Source organism: Pseudarthrobacter sp. S6 (assembly GCF_050156575.1).
In the GTDB taxonomy this organism is placed as follows: domain Bacteria; phylum Actinomycetota; class Actinomycetes; order Actinomycetales; family Micrococcaceae; genus Arthrobacter.
The window spans coordinates 956,569-971,914 of the sequence record NZ_CP189581.1; the positions used below are offsets into that span (position 1 = coordinate 956,569).

At 64.9% G+C, this 15,346-nt stretch carries 14 protein-coding genes; 12 read left to right on the forward strand and 2 right to left on the reverse strand.

The annotated features are described in order from the left end of the window. Positions 1 to 15: 15 nt before the first annotated feature. The 7 genes from ACQCS0_RS04690 to sucD all read left to right on the forward strand — a co-directional run bounded on the left by ACQCS0_RS04690 (position 16) and on the right by sucD (position 8,054). Positions 16 to 861, forward strand: coding sequence for an inositol monophosphatase family protein (locus ACQCS0_RS04690; RefSeq protein WP_354155777.1), 846 nt, complete (start codon positions 16 to 18; stop codon positions 859 to 861). 104 nt (positions 862 to 965) lie between these two features. Further along, positions 966 to 3,536: a DNA helicase PcrA gene (pcrA, locus tag ACQCS0_RS04695; RefSeq protein ID WP_426940214.1), complete on the forward strand. Its 2,571-nt coding sequence runs from the start codon at positions 966 to 968 to the stop codon at positions 3,534 to 3,536. 184 nt (positions 3,537 to 3,720) lie between these two features. Then, a complete protein-coding gene (locus tag ACQCS0_RS04700) occupies positions 3,721 to 5,022 on the forward strand; it encodes a nucleotide disphospho-sugar-binding domain-containing protein (RefSeq protein ID WP_354222573.1) in 1,302 nt (433 codons plus the stop codon). A 42-nt stretch (positions 5,023 to 5,064) separates the two neighbouring features. Next, complete coding sequence (locus ACQCS0_RS04705) at positions 5,065 to 5,364, forward strand: hypothetical protein (protein WP_426940041.1); 300 nt, start codon at positions 5,065 to 5,067, stop codon at positions 5,362 to 5,364. 141 nt (positions 5,365 to 5,505) lie between these two features. Further along, positions 5,506 to 5,748 (forward strand): hypothetical protein, encoded by a 243-nt coding sequence (locus tag ACQCS0_RS04710; RefSeq protein ID WP_354155773.1) that lies wholly within the window; start codon positions 5,506 to 5,508, stop codon positions 5,746 to 5,748. A gap of 222 nt (positions 5,749 to 5,970) precedes the next feature. Continuing rightward, on the forward strand, positions 5,971 to 7,140 hold the full coding sequence (gene sucC, locus ACQCS0_RS04715) for an ADP-forming succinate--CoA ligase subunit beta (RefSeq protein ID WP_354155772.1): 1,170 nt from the start codon (positions 5,971 to 5,973) through the stop codon (positions 7,138 to 7,140). Positions 7,141 to 7,151: 11 nt separating this feature from the next. Beyond that, on the forward strand, positions 7,152 to 8,054 hold the full coding sequence (gene sucD, locus ACQCS0_RS04720; protein ID WP_056346687.1) for a succinate--CoA ligase subunit alpha: 903 nt from the start codon (positions 7,152 to 7,154) through the stop codon (positions 8,052 to 8,054). Between the two features lie 153 nt (positions 8,055 to 8,207). Here the strand turns inward: sucD and ACQCS0_RS04725 are convergent, their stop codons facing one another. Both ACQCS0_RS04725 and ACQCS0_RS04730 read right to left on the reverse strand, forming a co-directional pair. Continuing rightward, the gene (locus ACQCS0_RS04725) at positions 8,208 to 8,690 is read right to left on the reverse strand and encodes an SRPBCC family protein (protein ID WP_354155771.1); all 483 of its coding nucleotides are present in this window, start codon (positions 8,688 to 8,690) and stop codon (positions 8,208 to 8,210) included. Further along, positions 8,687 to 9,046: a metalloregulator ArsR/SmtB family transcription factor gene (locus ACQCS0_RS04730; protein ID WP_354155770.1), complete on the reverse strand. Its 360-nt coding sequence runs from the start codon at positions 9,044 to 9,046 to the stop codon at positions 8,687 to 8,689. Before ACQCS0_RS04730 ends, ACQCS0_RS04725 begins: the two co-directional genes overlap by 4 nt. Positions 9,047 to 9,217: 171 nt before the next feature. Here ACQCS0_RS04730 and ACQCS0_RS04735 point away from each other — a divergent pair, with 171 nt between their 5' ends. The 5 genes from ACQCS0_RS04735 (at position 9,218) to ACQCS0_RS04755 (ending at position 15,277) form a co-directional block, all read left to right on the forward strand. Continuing rightward, positions 9,218 to 9,622 carry a tautomerase family protein gene (locus tag ACQCS0_RS04735; protein ID WP_354222575.1) on the forward strand — a complete coding sequence of 135 codons (405 nt, stop codon included), beginning with the start codon at positions 9,218 to 9,220 and terminating at the stop codon, positions 9,620 to 9,622. Positions 9,623 to 9,808: 186 nt separating this feature from the next. Next, a complete protein-coding gene (gene iolC, locus ACQCS0_RS04740; RefSeq protein ID WP_354222577.1) occupies positions 9,809 to 10,843 on the forward strand; it encodes a 5-dehydro-2-deoxygluconokinase in 1,035 nt (344 codons plus the stop codon). Next, entirely contained in the window at positions 10,840 to 11,763 is a 924-nt protein-coding gene (locus ACQCS0_RS04745) for a Cgl0159 family (beta/alpha)8-fold protein (RefSeq protein WP_354154192.1), read from the forward strand. Before iolC ends, ACQCS0_RS04745 begins: the two co-directional genes overlap by 4 nt. A gap of 7 nt (positions 11,764 to 11,770) precedes the next feature. Next, positions 11,771 to 13,720 (forward strand): 3D-(3,5/4)-trihydroxycyclohexane-1,2-dione acylhydrolase (decyclizing), encoded by a 1,950-nt coding sequence (iolD, locus tag ACQCS0_RS04750; protein WP_354154191.1) that lies wholly within the window; start codon positions 11,771 to 11,773, stop codon positions 13,718 to 13,720. A gap of 45 nt (positions 13,721 to 13,765) precedes the next feature. After that, the gene (locus ACQCS0_RS04755) at positions 13,766 to 15,277 is read left to right on the forward strand and encodes a CoA-acylating methylmalonate-semialdehyde dehydrogenase (protein ID WP_354154190.1); all 1,512 of its coding nucleotides are present in this window, start codon (positions 13,766 to 13,768) and stop codon (positions 15,275 to 15,277) included. Positions 15,278 to 15,346 lie beyond the last annotated feature (69 nt).

The window sequence follows — 15,346 nt, forward strand, 5'->3', positions numbered from 1 at the left end:
ACCTAAACTGGGTCCATGACCATTGGCCGGCACAGCACCCTTGAACTTGACCCCGCCCTGGACGACTACCAGCTGGCATCCGCACTGGTGCGCGAAGCCGGGCAGCTCGCCCTCCTGATGCGCATGGCCGGACTGCAGTCCCAGCAGAAAACCTCCATCTCCGACGTGGTGACCGCCGCGGACCACGCCGCGGAGGCCTATGTGCTGGAGCAGCTGCAGCGCTGCCGGCCGGAGGATGGCATCCTGGGGGAGGAGGGCGCCTCAGTGGCCGGCACCAGCGGCCGCACCTGGGTGATCGACCCCGTGGACGGCACCTACAACTTCCTGCACGGTTCAACGTACTGGTGCTCGGCCATTGCCCTTAAAGACACATCCGATGTACTGCTTGGCGCGATATTCCAGCCGGAGGAGGACAAGCTCTGGCTCGGCGGCACGGCCCACGCGGCCACTCTGAACGGCGGGGCCCTCACCACTTACCATGGCCCGGGCGCTGTCCCGGACGGGGGGGCGCGTAACGCGACCGCACTCGCCGAACTCGGCGCGGCCACGTATATCCACCCCACCTGGCTGATGGATCCGCTCTGCGCCATGCCGTGGCACGCGGCCGCCACGTCCGCCGCGGCGCTGCGGATGTTCGGCTCCGGGTCCTGCGACCTGGGCAGGGTGGCCGATGGCCAGTTGGGATGCTGGTTCCAGCACAGCTGCCCGGAATGGGACTGGCTGCCCGGCAAAGCAATCGTCCGGGCCGCCGGCGGCGCCACGGACACGGTCCGGGTCAACGGGCTGGACTGGTTTATGGCGGGAGGCACGACGGCGGTGCGGGAGTTGCGTGCCGCCCTCGAATCGGGCTCCGTTGCATGAGTCCGGGCCTGCTATTGCGCGCGTCCGGGGTTGGCTCGCGGTGTTATCCACAGGGTTGGCCCTGAGTGTCAGCCCCACCGCCTAGACTTGTAGGCACCATGGATATGTTGTTTGACCCGTACTCTGACGGACCGTTCAAGGCCGCCACGCCAGCCTCCGCCCGCACCAAGTCGCGCCCGGAAGGCCTTGCTGCGGCCGCCGAATTCGGGGGCGGCAGGCCTGGCAGCGCGTCCGCCAACGGCTCCGAACGCGCAGTAGGACACGGCGCCCAGCACGCGGGCGGCTGGGCCAACCAGCAGCCCACGCGTGACGGCAACGGCGAGCAGGCCCACCACCGGCCGAACGCCGAGGAACTCCTGCAGGGACTGAACCCGCAGCAGGAAGAGGCCGTTAAGCACGCCGGCGGAGCCCTGCTTATTGTGGCCGGCGCCGGTTCGGGAAAAACCCGCGTCCTCAGCAACCGGATCGCCTACCTCATTGCCACCCACCGTGCGCATCACGGTGAGATCCTGGCCATCACGTTCACCAACAAGGCCGCCGCCGAGATGCGGGAGCGTATCGCTGCCCTGGTGGGTGGACGCGCCAAGATCATGTGGATCTCCACGTTCCACTCGTCCTGCGTGCGAATCCTGCGCCAGGAGGCCGCCAACGTGGGCCGGAAGTCGAACTTCTCCATCTACGACTCCGCGGACTCGCTGCGGCTGGTTATCCAGGTTTCCAAGAGCCTGGACCTGGACCCCAAGAAGTTCGCGCCCAAGGCCATCCAGCACAAGATCTCCGCACTCAAGAACGAGCTCATCGACGCCGATTCCTACGCGTCATCCGCGAACCACAACGATCCCTTCGAGTCCGCCGTGGCTGATGTCTTCAAGGGCTACACCCAGCGGCTGCGCCAGGCCAACGCCATGGACTTCGATGACCTGATCGCCGAGACCGTCTACATGTTCCGCGCCTTCCCCGCGCTCGCCGATTCCTACCGGCGGCGTTTCCGGCACGTTCTCGTGGACGAATACCAGGACACCAACCACGCCCAGTACGCACTGGTCCGCGAGATCGTGGGTGAGGGCCCCGGAGCATCCGAGCTCACCGTCGTCGGCGACTCCGACCAGTCAATCTACGCCTTCCGCGGCGCTGACATCCGCAACATCGTGGAGTTCGAGAAGGACTACCCGGACGCCCGGACCATCAAACTGGAGCAGAACTACCGCTCCACCCAGAACATCCTCAGCGCGGCCAACTCCGTGATCTCGCGCAACCCCAACCGTCCCGACAAACGGCTGTGGACGGCCGAGGGTGACGGGCACAAGATCATCGGCTACGTGGGCGAGAACGAGCACGCAGAGGCCCAGTTCATTGCCAAGGAGATTGATCGGCTCCAGGACGAGGACAACCTCCGCCCCGGTGACGTTGCCATTTTCTACCGCACCAACGCCCAGTCACGCTCCATAGAGGATGTGCTGGTCCGGGTTGGCCTGCCGTACAAGGTAGTGGGCGGCACGCGCTTCTACGACCGCAAGGAAATCAAGGACGCCCTCGCGTACCTCCGGGTTCTGGTGAACCCGGACGACGACGTCAACCTGCGCCGGGTGCTCAACGAACCCAAGCGAGGCATTGGTGACCGAGCCGAAGGCGCCGTGGCCGCGCTGGCCCAACGCGAACGGATGTCATTTATGGCCGCCGCCCGGCGGGCGGAAGAAGCTCCCGGCATGGCCACCCGTTCCGTCAACGCTGTCCTCGGGTTTGTGAAACTGCTGGACGACCTCGCAGAGGTAGCCTCGGGCTCGGGGGCCGCCGCAGCGCTGGAAGCCGTCCTGGAACAGACCGGATACCTTGCCGGGCTGCGTTCCAGCACTGATCCACAGGACGAGTCCCGCGTGGAGAACCTGGCGGAACTCGTCGCCGTCGTGCGTGAATACGAACAGGAGAATCCGGAAGGGTCCCTGGGTGCTTTCCTGGAGCAGGTGTCCCTGGTGGCGGATGCCGACCAGATCCCGGATGCGCCGGGCGCAGACATCGATGCCGCCGTGGCGGAAGCCAAGCGCCTCGGGGTAGTCACGCTGATGACCCTCCACACCGCCAAGGGGCTCGAATTCCCGGTGGTGTTCCTGACCGGCATGGAACACGGGCTGTTCCCGCACCAGCGCTCGGCTACGGACCCCAAGGAACTCGCCGAGGAACGCAGGCTGGCCTACGTAGGCCTGACCCGCGCGCGCAAGCGCCTCTACGTCACCCGGTCCGAAGTCCGCAGCATGTGGGGCCAAAGCCAGTACAACCCGGCCAGCCAGTTCCTCGAGGAGATTCCCGCCGAGCTGCTGGAGTGGAAACGCGAAGGCACCAGCAAGGCGTCCGGCGGGTGGGGGAGCAGTGCCTCGATCGGCTCCAGCCGTTACGGCGGATCCTTCTGGGGCGCCGGTACGTCCCGCGGTGCGGCGGCCGACTCGTCGGCAGGCTTCAACGCGGACGTTCCCGCAGCCATCGCCAAGAACCGGGTCCAGCCGCAGAAAGAGATTGTGGCCGTCGGTGTGGGTGACAAAGTCCACCACACCAGCTTCGGTAACGGCACGGTGCTGGCGCTGGAAGGTGCGGGGGACAAAACGGTGGCCAAGGTGAAGTTCGACGTCGGCGAAAAGCGTCTCCTGCTCCGTTACGCGCCTCTGACGAAGCTCGACGCCTAGCCACGGGTGCCCTTGTCCGGGCACGGCGCTTGGCTTACAGTTCAGGAACGCGCCAGTAGCCGGGAGCCGCCGGTTGCCGGGAAACCGCCGGTTGCCGGGAAGCCGCCGGTTGCCGGGAAACCGGTTAAGCGCAGGCCACTTGGGCACAGCAGATCCTGAGCACAGCAGATTCGGGGGCTCCACCGTGAAGATCCTGTTCGCCAGCCAGGCCATTGACGGCCATTTCAACCCCATGACCGGCGTGGCGATGCGGCTCAAGGACCGCGGCCACGAGGTGGCCTGGTACACGGGGCCTGTTTATGCAGACAGGCTCGGCGGGATGGGAATCCAGCACTTCCCCTTCCGCAGGGCCACAGAGCACCGCGCGGACAACCTCAATGAGCTCTACCCGGAGCGGGCCAAGCTGAAAGGCCCACGGGCCATTGGCTTCGACGGCGAGAAAATCTTCGCCAGCAACGTCAGCCACTTCTTCGAGGACATCCGCGAAGTAGCGCAACAGGATCCCTTCGACGTATTGGTGGCGGACAGTTCCATGTTCATTCACCGCCTCGTCTCCCATCTGATGGGCACGACGGTGGTGAACTTTGTCGCGATCCCCAACATGGAAAGCGATCCGCAGGTGCCCCCGCTCTTCTTCGGGTTCCGGCCGCCCCGCAATCCCATGGAGAAAGCGATCCAAGGCCTGGCGGGCCTGCTGTCCGACAAGGTCATCCTTCGGCCGGCCAGCCAAAGCTACCGGCGGCAGCACACCGCCTACGGCCAGGCTGTCCCGCGGGAAGGCCGGCTGACGGACGAACCCTACCGGTGCTCGGACGCCATCATCCAGACCGGCCCGGAATCCCTGGATTTCCCGCGGCGCCGGGTCAACCCAAAAGTGCACTACGTCGGTGCGCTCCTGCCGTACCGGTCGGCAGGCCAGTCCGTGGCAGGTCGCGGCGCCGGCGATGGGCTGCCGCGAAACTACCCCGCAACACTCGTAATAACCCAGGGAACCGTGGACAACCTCGACCAGGACAAACTCATCGTTCCGGCGCTTGAAGCGGTCAAGGACATGGACGCGTTGGTCATCGTCGCAACCGGCGGGCACGGCACCGAGGCGTTGACAGCCCGCTTCGCGCAACCCAACGTGGTGGTGCGGGACTACGTGGACTTCGCGGAGGTCTTTGACTTCACGGATTGTTTTATCACCAACGGCGGATTTGGCGGTGTGCAGCTGAGCCTGTCCAAGGGTGTTCCGTTGGTGGTGTCGGGGATCAACGAGGGCAAAAGTGATGTTAACGCCCGGGTGGAATACGCCGGCGTCGGCATTAACCTCAGAACGGAATCACCCAAACCCGCCGACATTGCCGCTGCAGTGGGAAAGATACTGGCCGATCCCGGCTGGAAAAGCCGCGCACGGAAGATGCAGGAGCAGTTCGAGGGTGAGGATCCCGCTGAAGTCGCTGCCGCAGTGGTGGAGGACGCGGGCAGGCGTACGCCGGGCTGAGACCGGCACCGGGGCATAATGGAGGCCCTACGACGGACTGTATTGGGGATCCTGGCCGCCCTCTTCCTGCTGGCGGGCACTGCCTGCAGCATCACCACCGAGGACCCGGGCTACGTGGCGCCGCCCCCGCTGCCGGCCATCAAGCAACTCGAACAGGCAGCCCTGACTGACCCCGCCGCGTTCAGGCCAGCGGAGACGTCCTGTCCTTCATTACGTAGGATCGGAACATTCTCTGCTTCCTTGACGTCGGCCCGTGAGGAACACCTCAACCTCCCGTACGAGTCGAACAGCTTCAGCGACGCGGCCAACAACAAGCTCGCGACCGTCCCCGTGGCGCATTGAGAGCTTGCCGGATACCCCAAACCTGCCGCGAGCGACATCAAGGACGACTGCGCCGGCACCGGCCTGGGCTACCTGGGCGGGACGGCGCTGCTCAGCCCGGACAAGGCAACGTACGGGGAGTGCCGTTCCGGCGTCACACAAATGGAGGCCGCCTACGGCCCCAAAGGAAGTAAAAGCGGCCCGCTGACCGAACTGGCGGTCCTCGCCGAAGGCCAGAACCTGGAACGGAATGGGCTACGCTGCACCGACTACAACGGCGGCGTGGCGTGCGGAAACGTCTCGGCCGGCGTCGGGTTCTTTGTGGCACGGGACCGCTACGGACTTATTTCCAAGGCAGCGGCAACGGCCTCCCGGGCGCCCGCAGAGGCCTCGAAAACCCCGTAATCTAGGCGTTTTTCTACGCTCCATAGAATAGTGTCGTTACTCACATAAGCGGTACTGTGGAACGGGCCGGTCCTCGGAGAGGACTAGAGTTCCGAATGGAGCATTGCGCTGTGTGGCCCGTTTTCGAACTGGCCCCAGGTGCAGGCAATCCGCAGCCCGGTCATCGTCTTCGGCGGTGCCCGACTGTACAGAAACTACTTCGACGTAGAAGGACACTAAACCGTGGACCTGTTTGAATACCAGGCGCGCGATATGTTCGAGGCGCACGGTGTCCCCGTGCTTGCCGGCATCGTGGCGTACACCCCAGAAGAAGCAAAGGCAGCTGCCGAGAAAATCGGCGGCGTAACTGTCGTTAAGGCCCAGGTTAAGGCCGGAGGCCGCGGTAAGGCTGGCGGCGTCAAGGTTGCAAAGACCGCCGATGAGGCGTTTGAGCACTCCACCAACATCCTGGGCATGGACATCAAGGGCCACACCGTCAACAAGGTGATGATTGCCCAGGGTGCCGACATTGCCGAGGAGTACTACTTCTCCGTCCTGCTGGACCGGGCCAACCGAAACTACCTGGCCATGTGCTCGGTAGAAGGCGGCATGGAAATCGAACAGCTCGCCGTCGAACGCCCCGAGGCGCTCGCCAGAATCGCCATCGACCCCGCTGTGGGCATCGACCAAGCCAAGGCTGACGAAATCGTTGCAGCTGCAGGCTTCGATGAGGAACTGCGCGGCAAAGTCGCCGCCGTGATCCTCAAGCTCTGGGACGTCTTCAAGAAGGAAGACGCCACTCTCGTGGAGGTCAACCCGCTCGTACAGACCGGCGCCGGTGACATTGTGGCACTGGACGGCAAGGTCTCCCTCGACGAGAACGCCGACTTCCGCCACGCCAAGCACGCCCTCCTTGAAGACAAGGACGCTGCAGATCCGCTCGAGGCCAAGGCCAAGGCGCAGGACCTGAACTACGTCAAGCTGGACGGTGAAGTGGGCATCATCGGCAACGGTGCAGGCCTGGTCATGTCCACCCTGGACGTTGTTGCTTACGCCGGTGAAAACCACGGCAACGTCAAGCCCGCCAACTTCCTGGACATCGGCGGTGGAGCTTCCGCCGAGGTCATGGCCGCTGGCCTCGACGTCATCCTGGGCGACCCGCAGGTCAAGTCCGTGTTCGTGAACGTCTTCGGTGGCATCACCGCGTGTGACGCTGTAGCCAAGGGCATCGTCGGTGCGCTGGCCGAGCTGGGCCATAATGCGAACAAGCCGCTGGTAGTCCGCCTCGACGGTAACAACGTTGAGGAAGGCCGCCGCATCCTGGCCGAGGCCAACCACCCGCTGGTTACCCTGGCCGCCACCATGGACGAGGGCGCCGACAAGGCCGCCGAGCTCGCCAACGCAGCTAAGTAAAGGGACGCACCATGTCTATCTATCTGAACAAGGACTCTAAGGTCATCGTCCAGGGCATCACCGGCGGCGAAGGCACCAAGCACACCGCCCTGATGCTGAAGGCGGGCACCAACATTGTTGGCGGCGTCAACGCCCGTAAGGCCGGCACCACGGTCCTGCACGGCGACACCGAGATCAACGTTTTTGGCACCGTCAAGGAAGCCATTGCCGAAACCGGCGCCGACGTCTCCATCGTCTTCGTCCCGCCGGCTTTCACCAAGAACGCCGTAGTTGAAGCCATCGAAGCAGGTATCGGCCTGGTTGTTGTCATCACCGAAGGCGTGCCCGTCCAGGACTCCGCCGAGTTCTGGGCACTGGCCCAGTCCACGGTTGACGCCGACGGCAAGCAGGTCACACGCATCATCGGACCGAACTGCCCCGGCATCATCACGCCCGGCGAAGCGCTGGTTGGGATCACGCCGAACAACATCACGGGCAAGGGCCCCATCGGCTTGGTTTCCAAGTCCGGAACCTTGACCTACCAGATGATGTACGAACTGCGCGACCTGGGCTTCTCCACCGCCATCGGCATCGGCGGCGACCCCGTCATCGGTACCACGCATATCGACGCCCTGGCCGCGTTCGAGGCTGACCCGGAGACCAAGGCGATCGTCATGATCGGCGAAATCGGTGGCGACGCCGAAGAGCGTGCTGCCGACTACATCAAGGCACACGTCACCAAACCCGTTGTTGGCTACGTTGCCGGCTTCACTGCTCCCGAAGGCAAGACGATGGGCCACGCCGGCGCCATTGTCTCCGGTTCAGCCGGAACCGCCCAGGCCAAGAAGGAAGCCCTCGAGGCTGCAGGCGTGAAGGTCGGCAAAACGCCGTCCGAGACCGCCAAGCTGCTGCGCGAAGTCTACGCAGCGCTTTAGCACCAAGAAGTACAACGCGGGGTCATTTACGGCCCATTCCACTCGGTGGGATGGGCCGTAAGTGACCCCGCGTTGCTTGTTTAAGTACGACGGCGGACGGTCACCTTTCCCGCGAAGGTCACCGTCCGCCGTCGCCCGCGTTTAGGTGCTGTGCTAGACCTTGGCGCCGCTGAGCAGTTCGTCGAGCCGCTCGTAGCCCTCGGTCATGCCGCCTTCCATAGCGGATTGCGCCATGCCGTCGCGGGCTTCCCGGGTGGGGTAGACGGAGTGGCCCCGGACGCGGGACCGGCCGTCGCCGAGGTCCTCGAACGTGAGGAACTCGATGCTGACCACGTCGGGGTAGCCGCCGAATTCGAAGGTCTGGACGGCAAATTCGTTCTCGCGGACGGTGTGATAGACGCCGCTGAATTCGTAGGCGACGCCGTCGGGCCCGGTGTGCAGGTAGCTGTAGCTGCCGCCGGTGCGGAAATCGAAGTGGTTGATTTCCATCTTCATACCGCGCGGGCCGAGCCACTGGACGATGAGGTCCGGGTCCTTGTGCGCGCGGAACACGTCCGCTACCGAGAAGTCGAATTCGCGGTCGTAGTCGATGAAGGGGAGTCCTTCAGGAATGGTGAGGTTCAGTGGATTGCTCATGATGATTCCTTGGGGTGGGTGCCGCCGTTGGCGGCATTGGACCTGAGCACGGCGTCCAGGCTGCGGAACTGCTCTTCGCGGACCAGCCGGTACTGGTCGATCCACGCGGTGAGTGCCTCCAGCCGTGCGGGATTCAGGTGGACGGGCCGGCGCTGGGCTTCCCTGCTGCGGGTAACGAGCCCCGCCTGCTCGAGGACCTGGATGTGCTTCGAGACCGCCTGTTTGGTGATCGCGAAGGGTTCCGCTAATTCGTTGACTGTTGCCTGTCCGCGGCTGAGCCGGGCGATGATCCGCCGCCGTACGGGGTCGGCCAGGGCCATAAAGGCCGAGTCCAGGGTGCCGTCGTCGGGGTTCATCGTGGTGCAGGCCTTTCATAATCGGTAATCAAATAACTCATTTATCAACCATTTGGTTGTTTAACCGTACCGCTGCCACTGCCTGTGCGGAAGGGGTTTCCGGGGATTTCCTTGCCCCTTATCCTGTATGTTTGTTAGTATGTCAGGACAATCTTTAAGGGAGATGAAAAAATGCCACTGGTTCGAATCGATGTTAATCAAGGGCGCAGCTCCGAACAGTTGCAACGCCTAAGTCGCGGAATCCACGATGCCATCCTCGCGGAGTATGCCATCCCCGAGCGCGACTATTTCCACGTCCTCACGGAGCATCCGCAGGGCCAGATTGTCGCCCAGGATGCAGGGCTCGGCTTCGAGCGCACCGCCGATGTGGTGATGATCCAGATTTTTACCCAAGGTGGCCGCAGCCAAGCGGCCAAACAGTCCCTCTTTGCCGCGATCGCTGCCCGACTCGTGGAACTTGGTATTGCCGGCGAGGACGTATTCATCGGTTATGTGGAGAATGCCGCCAGCGACTGGTCATTCGGCTTTGGGCGGGCGCAGTACGTCACGGGCGAACTGGCGGTTCCCCCAAAGTAATCCCGAGGGCGCCAATCCGGCACCTTTATGCAGGTTGTAAATATGTCAGTACAAACCTTTGACAGGACAATGATTCTAGGGCAAGGTAGTGGTTGTGGTCCCGCTCACGGGGGCCCGGCCAGGAACCGGAGTTCTAGCTCTTGCTGTACAGGGTATGGAGCTCAAACAGAAAGGTCCGCGATTACCGTGACCCACGAACTGCTCACGATCGGGCGCATCAGTGTCGATATCTACCCGAACGATATAGGGGTGGATCTGGAGGACGTCACGTCCTTCGGAAAGTACCTCGGAGGTTCCCCGTCTAATGTGGCCGTGGCCGCGGCTCGGCATGGCCGCAATGCAGGCGTGATCACGCGCACGGGCGACGACGCCTTCGGGAAATACCTCCACCGTGAACTGCGCAAGTTCAACGTGGACGATACGTTCGTTACACCGGTGAAGGAATGGCCCACCGCGGTGACGTTCTGCGCCATTATGCCGCCGGAAGATTTTCCGCTCTACTTCTACGGGCGTTTCCCCACGGCCCCTGACCTTCAGATCAAGGCCGCGGAGCTGGACCTGGACGCCATCCGTGAAGCCGGGATCTTCTGGTCCACCGTGACTGGCCTGTGCCAGGAGCCCAGCCGCGAGGCCCACCTGGCTGCCCATGCGGCGCGTCCGCGGACCGGTCTCCGGGCAGGCCAGTACACCATCCTGGACCTGGACTACCGGCCCATGTTCTGGGCCTCCGAAGCGGATGCCCGGGCCGAGGTTGCCAAGATCCTGCCGCACGTCACGGTAGCCATCGGCAACGACAAGGAATGTGCCGTCGCCGTGGGCGAAGGTACCCCTGACGAGCAGGCCGACCGATTGCTGGCCGCCGGCGTCGAGATCGCCGTGGTCAAGCTTGGCCCGGAAGGCGTGATGGCAAAGACCCGCACCGAACGCGTTGTCTCGGCGCCGGTCCCGGTGGAAACCCTTAACGGCCTCGGTGCCGGCGACTCGTTTGGCGGAGCCTTCTGCCACGGACTGCTGTCCGGCTGGCCGCTGGCCCAGGTCCTGGATTACGCAAATGCCGCCGGCGCCATTGTGGCTTCCCGCCTTTCCTGCGCAGACGCGATGCCGACGCCGGAGGAGGTCACCTCGCTGCTGGCCGAACGCGGCCGCTTGGCACCGGCCCTGGCCGGTGCCGCCGCTTCACAACCGTCCCACACCACAGTTTCCGAAGGAGCAGCGTCTTGAGCGCCAACGATGATCCCCGCCGCTACCAGCACCTGAGTGCCCTCCGGCTGGAAGATCCCGAGGCCGTTGCCCGCGCGGCAGCCACCCGTCGCCGCCATCCGGGGCTGAAGTATGGTGTGCAGAACTTCATCGTTGCCGCCGACCACCCGGCCCGCGGCGCCCTCTCCGTGGGAAACGCTCCGGTGGCCATGGCGGACCGCCTCGATTTGTTGGACCGCCTGCAGATTGCCCTGGCAAATCCCGCCGTCGATGGTGTCCTGGCGTCCCCGGACATCATGGATGACCTGCTCCTGCTGGGGGCCCTGGAAGACAAGCTCGTTTTCGGCTCGATGAACCGCGGGGGCCTGGCCGGGCTCGTCAACGAAATCGACGACCGCTTCACCGGCCACACGGCCGCGGCACTGGAAGCCTTGGGCGCCGACGGCGGCAAGATGCTGACCCGCATCTGCCTCGGCGACCCGGACACCGCCTCCGCCCTGGAAGCCACGGCACGCGCCGTCGACTCCCTCGCTGCACGCAAGCTGATCGCCATGGTGGAACCCTTCCTCTCGGTCTGGAAGAACGGGAAGGTCCGCAACGACCTCAGCCCGGACGCCGTCATCAAGTCCATCGCGATCGCCCAAGGCCTAGGCTCCACGAGCGCCTACACCTGGATGAAGTTGCCCGTGGTGGCGGAGATGGAACGCGTCATGGCGGCCACCACGTTGCCCACCGTGCTCCTCGGCGGGGATCCGGAAGGCACCCAGGACAAGGTCTTCGCCAGCTGGCAGGCCGCCCTGGCCCTGCCCGGCGTCCAGGGCCTCACCGTGGGACGGACGCTCCTGTACCCGGCCGACGGCGATGTGGCCGGGGCCGTCGCCACCGCCGCCTCGCTGCTCAAGACGTCTGAGCTGCAGTCATCAGCGAAAGTATCGGAGTAACGTCCCAATGGGAACAGCAACACGCAGAATGACAGTGGCCCAGGCCGTCGTCGAGTACCTGTCCAAGCAGTACACGGTGGACCGCATCGGTACCGAGGACTATAGGGAGCGGCTGATTCCTGGGACGTTCGGCATCTTCGGCCACGGCAACGTTGCCGGCGTCGGCCAGGCGTTGAAGCAGTACCAGCAGCTCGATCCGGCGATCATGCCGTACTACCAGGGCCGCAACGAGCAGGCCCAGGTGCACCAGGCCGTCGGCTACGCCCGGCATACCCGCCGCCGCCAGACGTTTGCCATCAGCACCTCGATCGGTCCGGGATCCTCGAACCTGCTCACCGGTGCGGCGCTGGCCACCACCAACCGCCTGCCGGTGCTGCTGCTGCCGAGTGACACCTTTGCCACCCGCGCCGCGGACCCGGTCCTGCAGCAGCTCGAGCAGCCGTACGCCTACGACATAACGGTCAACGACGCATTCCGGCCGCTGTCCAAGTTCTTTGACCGGGTCTCCCGCCCGGAGCAGCTGTTCTCGGCCTTCCACCACGGCCTGCGCGTCCTGACGGATCCGGCCGAAACCGGTGCCGTCACCATCTCGCTGCCGCAGGACGTCCAGGCCGAAGCCTTCGAGGTGCCTGAGGAGTTCCTGGCCGAACGCGAATGGCGCATCCGCCGCCCCGAAGCCGAGGACGAGGACATCCGCCGCGCCGCCGAGGCCATCCGGGCCGCGAAACGCCCGCTGATCATCGCCGGCGGCGGCGTCCTCTACGCCTACGCCAACGAGGAACTCGCTGCCTTTGCCGAGTTGACGGGCATCCCGGTGGGCAACACCCAGGCCGGCGTCGGCGTCCTGCCGTGGGACCACAAGTTCTCGCTCGGCGCCATCGGCTCCACGGGTACGACGGCGGCCAACACCATCGCCGCCGAGGCGGACCTGATCATCGGCATCGGTACCCGCTACGAGGACTTCACCACTGCCTCCCGGAGCGCGTTCCAGAACCCCGACGTAAAGTTCATCAACATCAACGTCGCCGCGATTGATGCGTACAAGCACGGCACGTCCCTGCCGATTGTCGCGGATGCCCGCAAGGCCCTGGTCAAGCTGAACCAGGCCCTGGGCGGCTACCGCGTCGGCGCGGACCTCGAAGCGAGGATCGCCGCGGAGAAGAAGCGTTGGGACGCCAAGGTGGACGAAGCCTTCGACACCCGCTTCACGCCGCTGCCGGCCCAGAATGAGATCATCGGCGCCACACACCGGGCCATGGATGCGGCCGACGTCGTCATCTGCGCGGCAGGTTCCCTGCCCGGTGACCTGCACAAGATGTGGCGGGTCCGGGACCCGTTCGGCTACCACGTGGAATATGCGTATTCCTGCATGGGCTACGAAATCCCGGGCGGGCTCGGCGTTAAGCGCGCCGCACTGGCAGAAGCCGCCCGCGGTGGCACGGACCGGGACGTTGTGGTCATGGTGGGGGACGGCTCCTACCTGATGATGCACACCGAACTGGTCACCGCCGTCGCCGAACGCATCAAGCTGATCGTGGTCCTGATCCAGAACCACGGCTACGCCTCCATCGGCTCGCTGTCCGAATCCCTTGGTTCGCAGCGTTTCGGCACCCAGTACCGGTCGCTGAACGAGGAGCAGCACAGCTTCGACGAAGGCGAAACCCTCCCGGTGGACCTGGCCCTGAACGCCGAAAGCCTCGGCGTGAAGGTGATCCGGATCGAACCGGGGGAGAAGGTCATCGCCGAACTCGAGCAGGCCATCCGGGATGCCAAGGCCGCGCCTGAACGCGGCGGCCCCATCCTGATCCACGTTGAATCGGACCCCATGCTGGACGCTCCGAGCTCCGAATCATGGTGGGACGTTCCCGTCTCGCAGGTCTCGGACCTCGACTCCACGCAGCAGGCCTTCAAGACCTACACCGACCACAAGAACCGCCAGCGCAAACTGCTCGGCTGATTTCCCAGACACACAGCCCCCACAGACCGAAGGAAGTCCAACACCATGTCAAAGACGACCGTCACCACCACCATCAACCACTTCATCAACGGGGCCGAAACCGCCGGCGTTGGTACCCGCACCCAGCCCGTCTACAACCCCGCCACCGGCGCCGTCTCCGCGGAGCTGCGGCTGGCCAACCGTGCGGACCTGGACGCCACGGTCGCAGCCGCCCGCGCCGCCGCCGACTCCTGGGGCGACATCTCCCTGGCCAAGCGCACCAATGTGCTGTTCAAGTTCCGCGAGCTCGTTGCCGCCCACGTGGACGATCTTGCCGAACTGATCACGGCTGAGCACGGCAAGGTCCTCTCCGATGCCAAGGGCGAGATCGGCCGCGGCCTGGAGGTCGTCGAGTTCGCCTGCGGCATCCCGACGCTCCTCAAGGGCGACTACTCGGACCAGGTCTCCACCGGGATCGACGTCTTCTCCTTCCGCGAGCCGCTCGGCGTGGTGGCCGGGATCACCCCGTTCAACTTCCCGGTCATGGTCCCTTTGTGGATGGCCCCGATGGCTATCGCCGCCGGCAATGCCTTCATCCTCAAGCCCTCCGAGCGTGACCCGTCCGCCTCGATGCTGTTGGCCAAGCTGTGGAAGCAGGCCGGTCTGCCCGACGGCGTGTTCCAGGTCCTGCACGGCGACAAGGAAACCGTGGAGGGGCTCCTGACCCACCCGGACGTGGACGGCATCTCGTTCGTTGGCTCCACTCCGATCGCCCAGTACGTCCACGAGACCGCCACCAAGCACGGCAAGCGCGTCCAGGCCCTGGGCGGGGCGAAGAACCACGCGATCATCATGCCCGATGCCGACCTGGACAACGCGGCGGACCACCTCGCGGCCGCCTCCTTCGGTTCCGCCGGCGAACGCTGCATGGCCATCTCCGTGGCCGTCGCCGTCGGTGAGGCCGCGGACCTGCTGGTCAAGAAGGTCGAAGAGCGCGCCCTCGCCGTCAAGGTCAACAACGGCACCGCGCCCGACGCCGAAATGGGCCCCGTGATCACGCCCGCTTCCAAGGAACGCATCGTCAGGATCGTCACCGAGGCCGAAGCCGCCGGCGCGGCCATGGTGGTGGACGGCCGCGACCTGGTTGTCCCCGGCCACGAGGACGGCTTCTGGGTTGGCCCCACGGTCATCGACCACGTCAAGACCGAAATGACCGCCTACACCGAGGAAATCTTCGGACCGGTCCTGGTGGTGGTCCGCGTCGAGGACCTGGACGCAGGCATCGCCCTGATCAATGCCAACCCCTATGGCAACGGCACCGCGATCTTCACCTCCTCCGGCGCCATTGCCCGCAAGTTCCAGCGTTCGGTGACCGTGGGCATGATCGGCATCAACGTGCCGCTGCCTGTGCCGGTGGCCTACCACTCCTTCGGCGGCTGGAAGGCCTCGCTGTTCGGCGACAAGCACATCTACGGCCCGGAAGGCGTGTCCTTCTACACCCGCGGCAAAGTAGTCACGTCCCGCTGGCCCGAGCCCACCCACGCCTCGGGTGCCTCCTACAACTTCCCGTCCAACTAATCCCCACCGCCGCCCTCGCCTCGCAAGCTCGGCCAGGGAACCCTGGCGGGGTGGGCCCACCCAAAAGCA

What these genes read in the sequence shown, in the direction of transcription:
- iolD (WP_354154191.1), top strand. Translation starts at nt 11,771, where the DNA reads ATGGGAACAGCAACACGCAGAATGACAGTGGCCCAGGCCGTCGTCGAG.
- ACQCS0_RS04755 (WP_354154190.1), top strand. Translation starts at nt 13,766, where the DNA reads ATGTCAAAGACGACCGTCACCACCACCATCAACCACTTCATCAACGGG.
- ACQCS0_RS04690 (WP_354155777.1), top strand. Translation starts at nt 16, where the DNA reads ATGACCATTGGCCGGCACAGCACCCTTGAACTTGACCCCGCCCTGGAC.
- ACQCS0_RS04710 (WP_354155773.1), top strand. Translation starts at nt 5,506, where the DNA reads ATGGAGGCCGCCTACGGCCCCAAAGGAAGTAAAAGCGGCCCGCTGACC.
- sucD (WP_056346687.1), top strand. Translation starts at nt 7,152, where the DNA reads ATGTCTATCTATCTGAACAAGGACTCTAAGGTCATCGTCCAGGGCATC.
- ACQCS0_RS04730 (WP_354155770.1), bottom strand. Translation starts at nt 9,046, where the DNA reads ATGAACCCCGACGACGGCACCCTGGACTCGGCCTTTATGGCCCTGGCC.
- ACQCS0_RS04725 (WP_354155771.1), bottom strand. Translation starts at nt 8,690, where the DNA reads ATGAGCAATCCACTGAACCTCACCATTCCTGAAGGACTCCCCTTCATC.
- ACQCS0_RS04735 (WP_354222575.1), top strand. Translation starts at nt 9,218, where the DNA reads ATGCCACTGGTTCGAATCGATGTTAATCAAGGGCGCAGCTCCGAACAG.
- pcrA (WP_426940214.1), top strand. Translation starts at nt 966, where the DNA reads ATGTTGTTTGACCCGTACTCTGACGGACCGTTCAAGGCCGCCACGCCA.